Origin of the sequence: Kitasatospora sp. MBT66 (assembly GCF_000710405.2) — a bacterium.
Classification (GTDB): domain Bacteria; phylum Actinomycetota; class Actinomycetes; order Streptomycetales; family Streptomycetaceae; genus Kitasatospora; species Kitasatospora purpeofusca.
In genome coordinates this window covers 1,347,572-1,356,129 of the sequence record NZ_JAIY01000010.1, presented here as the reverse complement: position 1 = coordinate 1,356,129, position 8,558 = coordinate 1,347,572, and the positions used below count along the sequence as shown (strand labels likewise).

Annotated in this window: 6 protein-coding genes and 1 pseudogene; 3 read left to right on the top strand and 4 right to left on the bottom strand. The window is 76.3% G+C overall.

Annotated elements, in window-relative coordinates; genetic code table 11:
* From BI06_RS30550 to BI06_RS30540, 3 genes are all read left to right on the top strand, one after another.
* On the top strand, positions 1–1,275 hold a 1,275-nt coding region (locus BI06_RS30550; protein WP_043472878.1), incomplete at its 5' end, for a PQQ-binding-like beta-propeller repeat protein.
* A 142-nt stretch (positions 1,276–1,417) separates the two neighbouring features.
* A complete protein-coding gene (locus BI06_RS30545; RefSeq protein ID WP_051742158.1) occupies positions 1,418–2,101 on the top strand; it encodes a DUF6232 family protein in 684 nt (227 codons plus the stop codon).
* Positions 2,098–2,454: a hypothetical protein gene (locus BI06_RS30540; protein ID WP_030397495.1), complete on the top strand. Its 357-nt coding sequence runs from the start codon at positions 2,098–2,100 to the stop codon at positions 2,452–2,454. Before BI06_RS30545 ends, BI06_RS30540 begins: the two co-directional genes overlap by 4 nt.
* Before the next feature lie 9 nt (positions 2,455–2,463).
* On the opposite strand, the gene BI06_RS30535 is transcribed toward BI06_RS30540, so the two are convergent.
* The 4 genes and pseudogenes from BI06_RS30535 to BI06_RS30520 all read right to left on the bottom strand — a co-directional run.
* On the bottom strand, positions 2,464–3,549 hold the full coding sequence (locus BI06_RS30535) for a Fic family protein (RefSeq protein ID WP_043472873.1): 1,086 nt from the start codon (positions 3,547–3,549) through the stop codon (positions 2,464–2,466).
* Positions 3,546–4,133 (bottom strand): DUF6426 family protein, encoded by a 588-nt coding sequence (locus BI06_RS30530; RefSeq protein WP_043472870.1) that lies wholly within the window; start codon positions 4,131–4,133, stop codon positions 3,546–3,548. Before BI06_RS30530 ends, BI06_RS30535 begins: the two co-directional genes overlap by 4 nt.
* Positions 4,134–4,262: 129 nt before the next feature.
* Complete coding sequence (locus BI06_RS30525) at positions 4,263–7,154, bottom strand: LuxR family transcriptional regulator (RefSeq protein ID WP_051742156.1); 2,892 nt, start codon at positions 7,152–7,154, stop codon at positions 4,263–4,265.
* 133 nt (positions 7,155–7,287) lie between these two features.
* A pseudogene (locus BI06_RS30520) lies at positions 7,288–8,558 on the bottom strand (hypothetical protein); the annotation flags it as partial.

The window sequence follows — 8,558 nt, the reverse complement described above, 5'->3', positions numbered from 1 at the left end:
CCGACCGGCGGCCCCTCGTCCGGCGCGTCGGCAGCCCCGGCCGCCGCGTCCGGGACCCCCACGACGGCCTCCTCGACGACTCCCTCCGCGACTCCCTCGGCGGCCGTCACGATCGGGACCGGCACCGTCGCCACCCCGTTGTGGACCGGGCCGGTCACCGAGGCCCTGGTGCAGGTGGTGGGCTCGGAGCGGGCGGTGCTCGCCGTCGGCAAGGACCACATCTGGGCCTTCGACCTCACCGGCCGCCCGCTCTGGGGCCCGGTGCCCAACTCGATCGACTCGACCACGACCTATCTGGGAGGCGACACGGTCGCACTGGACGGCTCCCGGGTGTACACGGCGACCAGCGGCAGCCGGTACGGGTTCGACCGCCTGCTGCGCGCACTCGACCTCGGCACGGGCCAGGAGGTATGGAACACCGGGGAGCTGGCCAAACTGGTGCAGTCCTTCGCGGTGCCGGGGATGCTCGACGGCGCCGTCCTCGTCACCGGTGTCAGCACCGACGGGGAGAGGTCGACCGGCACCGTCTGGGCCGTCGACGGGCAGACCGGCAAGGTGAACTGGTCGACCCGCACCCCGGACGAGGACTGGGGCCGGATCAGGCTGATGGTGCCCTCCTCGGGGCGGACCCTGCTGTGGGCGCGCGCCACCCTGCGCGGCGACGCGCCGAGGATCACCGGGGTCGACGCCGGCGACGGCGGCCGGATCCGCTGGAACCAGCCGGCCCCGGGTGTGTCGACCACCGCCTCCCAGGCGAGCCCGGCACTGAACGCCCTCTGGTACGACGGCCCGCACACCTCGGCGGGCGGACGCTTCCTCTTCCTGTCCGACCACCTCTACGCGCTGGAGCCGGACACCGGCCAGGTGGCCTGGCAGTCCGCCGACACGGTGCTCTACCAGGGGGTGGTGGCCTCCCCGGACGGCGCCACCGTCTACGCCTCCGGGATCGACCGCGCGGACCTGGGCATGACCATGGTCGTCCGCTCCTTCGACGCCGCGACCGGCCGCCCGGGGTGGACCGCCCGGACGGCCCGGGAGCCGGGCGCACTGAAGCCGCCCGCCCTGCACTGCGCGGACGGCAACGTCTACCTCTACCTCGGCACCACGGTCCACGCACTGGACGCCGCCACCGGCATCACCGGATGGAGCTTCCAACTCGGCAGCACCACCGGCGGCTTCGGCCCGATCGCCCTGTGGGCGGGCGGCGGCCTGCTGTTCGGCAACACCGACCAGGGCCTGGTCGCCTTCCCCGCCGACGGGAAGCCCCGCGGCTGACCGGTCGTCAGCGGTTCGCGCGGTCGGGCGACCGTGCGGTGCGGAGGGATTGTGCATGACAGCCGTCGATGGCACGGTGATTGCGCATTCTCGGGATCGTCGGTCGTGGGCCGGGCCCCGAGCGGACACGCGAGGGGGAAGCGTGGAGAAGAACGATCGGTCCGACCGTCCCTGGCGGGACCCGGCGCGGCAGTTGCCGCCGCTGCCGCCGCCGCCACGGCCGTCGGCACCGCCGACGATCGGGGACCGGGGCGGCCTGCCCTTCTCGACCGGCCCGTCGGCGGTGCTGACGGGCTCGGTCGACCTGAGGGTCAGCAAGCGGCTGCTGTGGGTCGGCGGGGCCGCGTACCCGCTGCACAACATCGTGCGGGTCTACGCCTTCGTGCTGATGCCCAAGCGCAAGGAGGCGGTGCTGAGGTTCGCGCGGCAGGTGGTGCAGGCCTCGACGCTGGCCCTGCTGGCCGTGGTCGGCTCCGGGTTCCCGTTCGGGGTCGGGAAGGAGGTCGAGCCGTTCAAGGGGCTGGCCCTGACCGTGGCGCTGTTCTGGGTGGGGTACGGGTTCCTGGAGATGTCCCGCGTCATCGCCGCTCCTGCGATGCCGGTCCTGGCGGTGGACACCGCCGGGAACGCGACGGCGCTGGTCGGGACGGCCGACCGGCGCGAGCTGCGGGAGGCGGTCCGGCTGCTCTCGCACGCGCTGGAGAACCCGGAGTTCGAGGTCGAGCTGTCGATCCGGTCGCTGACGGTCAACACCGGGAACTACCACTTCGGCGACAACGTGAACATGTACGGCGGCAGCGGCAACACGGGGAAGGCGACGGGATGAGCGGCGACCACTTCCACGGCGACGTGGTGAACATGTACGGCGGCACCGACAACAAGGGCATCGTGCACCACCACGCGCCGGGCGCGGACAGCGTCCGGGCGACCGACGAACTCACCCGGGCGGTGCAGGAGTTGATCACTCTGCTGGTCGAACTCCGGGACGGCGTGGCGCCGCTGGCCGCGGAGTCCATCGACGAGGCGCTGCCGGCCATCGTCGTCGGCCCGCAGGCGGTGCCGCGCGAGCGCCACCGGGCGCTGATGGCGGTGGCGGGGATCGCCGCCACCGTCGGCGCGGTCGGCGTGCCGGTCGTCGAGGCGGTCCAGCGGGTCCTGGGCCTGCTCGGCGGCCAGTAGGTCCGGACGTCAGACCGGGGCGGGCTGCGGATAGGGCTCGTCGAGGAGGGCGAGCAGTCCCGGGTGGATCAGGGCGCCGGGGAGGCGGGGGTGCGGGGTGAGGAGCCCGGCGGTCCGCAGACGGGCCAGCGCCGGACGCGGGTCCTCCGGGAGCAGGTCGCGCAGGGAGTCGGCCGAGACGGCGGGCGCGGAGCGGAACGCTTCCAGCACCGCGACCGCCGTCGGGTCGTCGGCGGCGCGGGCGGTGGCGGCGGAGAGGATCCGCCGGTGCTCGGCGAGGGTGGCGGTGCGGTGGCGGGCGGTTTCGGTGACCGCCCGGGCGAACAGTGTGCCCCACTGCGGCAGGTCGCCCTCGGCCGCCGCGACCACGGCCCGGTCGTGGGCGTCCCGGTTGGCGTCCACCCAGCCGTCCAGGTCGAGCAGCAGCCCGGGCAGCAGTCCGGCGCCCACCAGGTCGCACTGGGCGAGCAGTCGGGCGATCCGCCCGTTCCCGTCGGGGAAGGGGTGGACGGTGAACAGCCGCAGCATCTGGAGTGCGGCCGCGTCCAGCGCGGGGGAGGAGGTGCGGGCGCCCCAGCGGTACCAGCGTTCCATCTGCCCGAGCAGGGGCCGCCCCGGGGCGACCGCGACGACGAAGCGCTGCCCGTCGGGCCAGGTGATCCTGGCGGTGGTGCGGCGGAATCCGCCGCCGCCGGGGATGTTGGGGTCGCCGGCGACCAGCAGCCGGTGCAGTTCGGCGAGCGCGTCCGGCGTGAAGTGCGGCCGCTCACCGGTCTGTTCTCCGGGCCGTTCGGCAAGCTCGGCGCGGACCGAGCGGACGGCCAGCAGCCCGGCCGCGACCCGGTGCTCGGCCGCCGAGGCCAACTGCTCGGCGAGCACCCGGGGATCGGCCGCCCCGACGTGCCGCAGGTGCAGCCGCGAGCGGGCCCGGGGCCGGTGGAACAGGTCGGGGTCGCCGAGGTGGGCCGCGGCGGCGGCCAGTCCGGTCAGGGCGTCGAGTGCGCGGGCACGGTCCCCGGCGGGCACGGCCTCGGCGCCGGGCGGCGGCACGACGGGCTTGATCCGCCGTGCCGCCGCCGGGAGCTGATGGATCATGAGCAGGCGTGGTCGATGATGGTGTTGGTCGGCACCTGCACGTCGACCAGCTGGGTCTGACCGCCCGGCAGGGTGATCGAGTAGGTGACCGTCTGGTACTGGGCGAACACCCCGAAGCTCTGGCCCGGCTGGAGCGTGACGTCCACGCCGTGCGTCGTGGTGGTGGTGGTGTTGATCTCGGCGCTGACAGCGGCCTTGAGGGCGTTCAGCGCCTCGGCCGAGAGGGTCGCCGTCACCTTGTACCCGGTCGCCACCTGGACCGTGACGTTGAGCCTCTCCTGGTAGGGATTGCCGTTCTTGCGGCAGAACTGCTTGTCCTCGAACTTCTCGCCGTACGCGGCGACGGTCGCCGAGGCCGCGCCGCCACCGCCGCCGTGCCAGGGGATGGGCCAGCCCTCGCTGGGCGGCGGGGGGTTGTGGCCGATGACGACGATCGGGTCGTTGACGAAGTTCGGGTCGTCCCAGGGGTCGCAGCTGGTGTAACAGTCGGCGGCGGCGGCCATCTGCGGCACCACCAGGGCGGGCACGGCGGTCAGGACGGTGACGCCGAGGGCGACGGCTCCGAGGGCCTTCTTGAGCTGCACGGTCTCTCCACGGTCGGGGGTTCGAGGGTGAGGGGAACGCGGGGCGTCCGTGTGCGGTGTCCCGCCCCGTCGCGGACGAGTCTCGTGGCCCCTCCCGTACCGGGGCATCGGTAGAACTGCGCAAGCTGCCTACCTAATCGGGTCCCGACCTGCTGGATCGCCGGGGCCGTGGAGCAGCCGGGCGAGGGCGGAGCGGGAGGAGACGCCGAGCTTGCGGTAGATGCTGCCGAGATGGGTGTCGACCGTGCGGGGGCTGAGCACCAGGCGCTCGGCGATCCGGCGGGACGACAGGCCGTCGGCGGCGAGTTCGGCCACCTCGCGTTCCCGGGCGCTGAGCAGGGCGCTCAGCAGGGCGCCCGGTTCGGACGGGTCGGGGACCGGGTCGACGGGGGAGCCGCCGGGGCCGCCGGCCGTCAGGGCGGCCCGCACCCGGGCACCGTCCTCGCACAGGCGCAGCGCGCCGCAGCCGCGCGCGGCGTCGAGTGCCTCGTCGAGCTCGCCCAGGGCGGCGGCGGTGCCGTGCGCCTGGGCGAGCACGGGGGCGGCGGCGATCACCGTCCAGGCGTACTGGACGGGCATCCGCAGCCCCCGGAGCACCCGGGCGGCCCGCAGGGCGAGTTCGGCCGCGCGGGCCGGGTCGCCGTCGACGAACGCCATCGCGGCCGCCGCGCGGTCGGCCTGGGACTGCTGGAACGGCAGCCGCCCGAGCCGCTCCGCCGCCGTGTCCGCCGCGCGGGCGCTGCGGCGGGCGGTGTCGAGGTCGCCGCACAGCAGCGCGGCCGTGGTCATCAGCGCGAACAGCGAGGGGTGGGCGGCCGGTTGGAGCAGGTGGAGGTCCTCGCCGCCGCTCTCCTCCAGCAGGGTGCGCAGGCAGGCGGCCGGGTCGCCGCCCACCAGCCGGGCCTGGGCGAGCAGTCCGACGGCGGATCCGGCCCACCAGCCGGTGCCGGGCACGGTTTGCCGCAGGCCCTGCTCGGCCAGCGCGACCACCTCCGCGGTGCGGCGCCGGGGCGCCGCCCACAGGAGCGCGCTGGCGCGCATCGCCATGGCCAGGCCGACGACATCGGGGGCGCCGATCTCGGTGCCCAGCCGTTCGGCCTCGCGGGCGTGCCGCTGCGCCTGGTCGAGGCGGCCGGCCCACTGGTCCAGGATCGACAGTCCGAGCAGGTGGTTGACGGCGCTGTGTTTGTGGGCGCCGCCGCTGGCGGTGGCCAGGCCGCGGCTGAGGTGCCGGTGGGCGTCGGTGAAGCGTTCGACGTACAGCTCGGCGCAGCCGAGCAGGGCCAGGACGTCGGGGGCGCGGCCGGCGACGGTGTCGGGGCGGGCGTCGACGAGCCGGCCGCACCGCTCGATCTCGGGCTCGGCCAGGGCGAAGTCCCCGGCGTAGCTGTCGCAGAAGGCGGCGAGCACGCGGAGCGCGGTGCCGCCGTCCTCGCCGCCGGGGGTGGCCGCGGCGGCGGTGGCGCCTTCGTGCGCGAGTGCGCGGACCTCGGCCGCGGTGCCGCGGACGGCGTGCAGCAGGCCGTAGTCGAGGACCAGGTCGGCGGTCGCGGCGGGCAGCGGGGCGGGCAGCGGGCGGGGCAGCCGGTCGACGACGGTGCGGGCCATCGCGTCGGCCTCGGCGTACCGGCCGAGCAGCCGTTCGACGCCGACGCAGACCGCGAGGGCCTGGACACCGAGCGGCTCGGGCAGGCCGCCGGGGGTGCGCAGGATCTCGTGGCCGAGCGCTCGGGCCTGCTCCAGCCGGCCGGCGGCGGTGAGGGCCCGGCAGCGGTCCAGCGCCAGGCCGATCCTGGTCCGGGCGTCGTGGGTGTCGGCGGGCGCGGACTCCAGCGCGGCCCGCTGCCAGCGGGCGGCGGTGGCGGGTGAGCGGACGACGACCTCGGCTGCGCCCTCGACGAGCACCGGCAGGGCCTCGGCCGGGCCTCCGCCGAGCAGCAGCTGCTCGGCGTGCCGGGCCCGGGCGGTGGCCGGGGCGCCGCGCTCCTCCAGCAGCGCGAGGGCCCGACGATGGGCGTTCAGCCGCAGGCCGGGGTTGAGCCGGTGGTGGACCAGGCGGCCGAGTACTGGGTGTCGGAAGACCAGGTCGCCGCCCGGGCCGAGGGAGCGGACCAGGTCGGCCCGGGCGAGTTCGGCGAGCGCGTCGGCGGTGCGGTCGGTGCGCTCCCCGGCCACCCGGGCGACGTCGCCGAGCCGGAACGGTTCGCCGAGCACGGCGGCGGCCGCCAGTACGTCCGCGACCGGTGCGGGTAGGGCGTCGAGTTCGGCCAGCAGGGGTGCGGCGGCGCGCAGCAGCGGTCCGGCGGCGGCGTCCGAGCGTTCGGGCCAGCGGTCCGGGTCGGGGCCGGCGGCGAGCAGCAGGTGCAGGATCCGGGGGTTGCCGCCGGAGGCTCCGCGCAGCCGTTCGGCCCGGTGCTCGTCGGCGTCCGGGAACAGGGTGGCCGACGGGAGCAGGGCGGCGACTGCGGCGGCGGTGAGCGGTGCGGGTTCGACGCGGAGCACGGTGCCCGCCTGCTTGGCGCCGTCGAGGGCGGCGAGCAGGGCGGGCGGGGTCTGCCGGGGGCGGTGGGCGAGGACCACCAGCAGGCGGTCCGGCGGCGGTTCACCGAGGAGGCGTTCGGTGAGGCGGGCGGAGGCCGGGTCGCAGTGGTGGAAGTCGTCGAGCAGGAGCACGGTGCCGGCCGGGTCCGCGCACCGGTCGCGCAGGGCGCGGAGCAGGTCGCGGTCGGAGCCGGTGTCCCAGTGCGGGGCGGCGGTGTCCGGCCGGTGGTCGCCGTTGTCCAGGGCGTCGCGGAACACCTGGTAGGGCTTGGCCGCCGGGCCCTCGGCCCGGGCCCGGAGGACGGTGGCGCCGCGGTCGGCGGCCAGCCGGGCGAGCAGGTGCAGCAGGCTGGTCTTGCCGAGGCCGGGATCGGCCGCGAGGTCGAGCACCGCGCCGGCCCCCGTGCTCAGCTCGTCCAGGGCCCGCGCCAGCGCGGCGCGCTCCTCGTCCCGTCCGGGTAACGCCGACAGCCTTGCCACGGTTCGCCCCTCTCCGGTGCTCCCCGAGGCCGCTCCCCGGGCCGCTCGGGGCATGTTATCGATCTTCACAACCGGGTCACAAGGTTCCGTCGGAGGAGCCGGGGGCGTGCCGCGAGCGGCGGCCGGAGGGCCGTCAGACCGTGTCGCCGGCCCGGAGCTCCTTGGCGATCCGGCGCCGGCCGGCGATCAGCGCCTCGGCCAGCACACCGGCCGTGACCAGGGCCGTCAGCGCCAGCGCCGGGGGCAGCACGGCGCCGGGGCGCAGCGGCAGGCCGGGCGGCACGTCGGTGCCGAGCAGGGCGGACAGGTCGAGCGCCGGGCCGAGCAGGACGACGGCGGCGAGCGAGGCGAGCAGGCCGCCGGTCGCCGCGAGCAGCGTCTGCGGCAGGGTCTCGACCAGGATCAGCGCCAGCCCCTGACGGGGCCGCAGCCCCATGGTGCGCAGCCGGGCCAGCGCGGCGGACCGGTCGGGCGCGGCGCGGACCAGCGTGAGCAGGGCGGCGATCAGGGCGAACGCGCCCGCGCCGGCGGTCCCGACGCGGAACACCAGGACGGCGGCCTGCCGCAGCGGGTCCTCGGTGAGTTCCGCGGTGAGCGCGGCACTGGTCCTCACCAGGTAGCCGTCCGGGATGTCGCCGGGGTTCGGGCCGACCACCGGCACGCCGGTCCGTCGCGCGGTGTCCGCGACGATCGGGTGCACGGGCAGGTCCCGGGTCAGCGACCGGACGGCCGTTTCGTCGATGTCGCCGACGGCGAACCAGTGGCCGTGGTCCCCGAGTCCGGGCACCCGGGCGGTGGCGGGGCCGGCCGGGAGCACGACGAACGGGTGGGTGGAGTCGCGCAGCGCCGGGGTGGCGTCGATGGTGCCCGCGTACTGGGCGCGCAGTTCGCCGGTGCTGGTCAGGTAGATCCGCTCCGCCCCGGCCCGACCGCCGAGTTGCTCGACCAGTCCGCGCGAGTACAGGGCGGGGACGGGGACTTCGCGCGCCTCCGGCCCGGTCGGGCCGTCGGGGGCGGCCAGCAGCGCCGGGTCGAAGGCGCCGCGCCCGAGGGACCGGGAGATCTCCGCGTAGGCCGTCGGCTCGACCACCACCAGGCTGATGGTGAGGTGGGGCCGGTCCGGGCGCAGCACCGCCGCGTCGGTCAGCAGGGTGACATTGGTGGCGGCCCGCACGCCGGGCAGCCGGTCGGCCCGCTCGGCGAAGGAGTCGGCCAGGCCGAAGCCCTTGGGGGCGCTCACCATGACGTCGCCGCCGGTGGCGAGGCGGGCCTCGCGGGCCCGGCCGGAGTCGACCGCCCCGATCACGTCGGCGCCGAACCCGGCCGTGGTGACGGCGAGCAGCAGCGCGAGCGTCGGCAGCACGGCCGGGCGCGGTCGGCCGCCCGCGCCGCGGGCCGCACCGG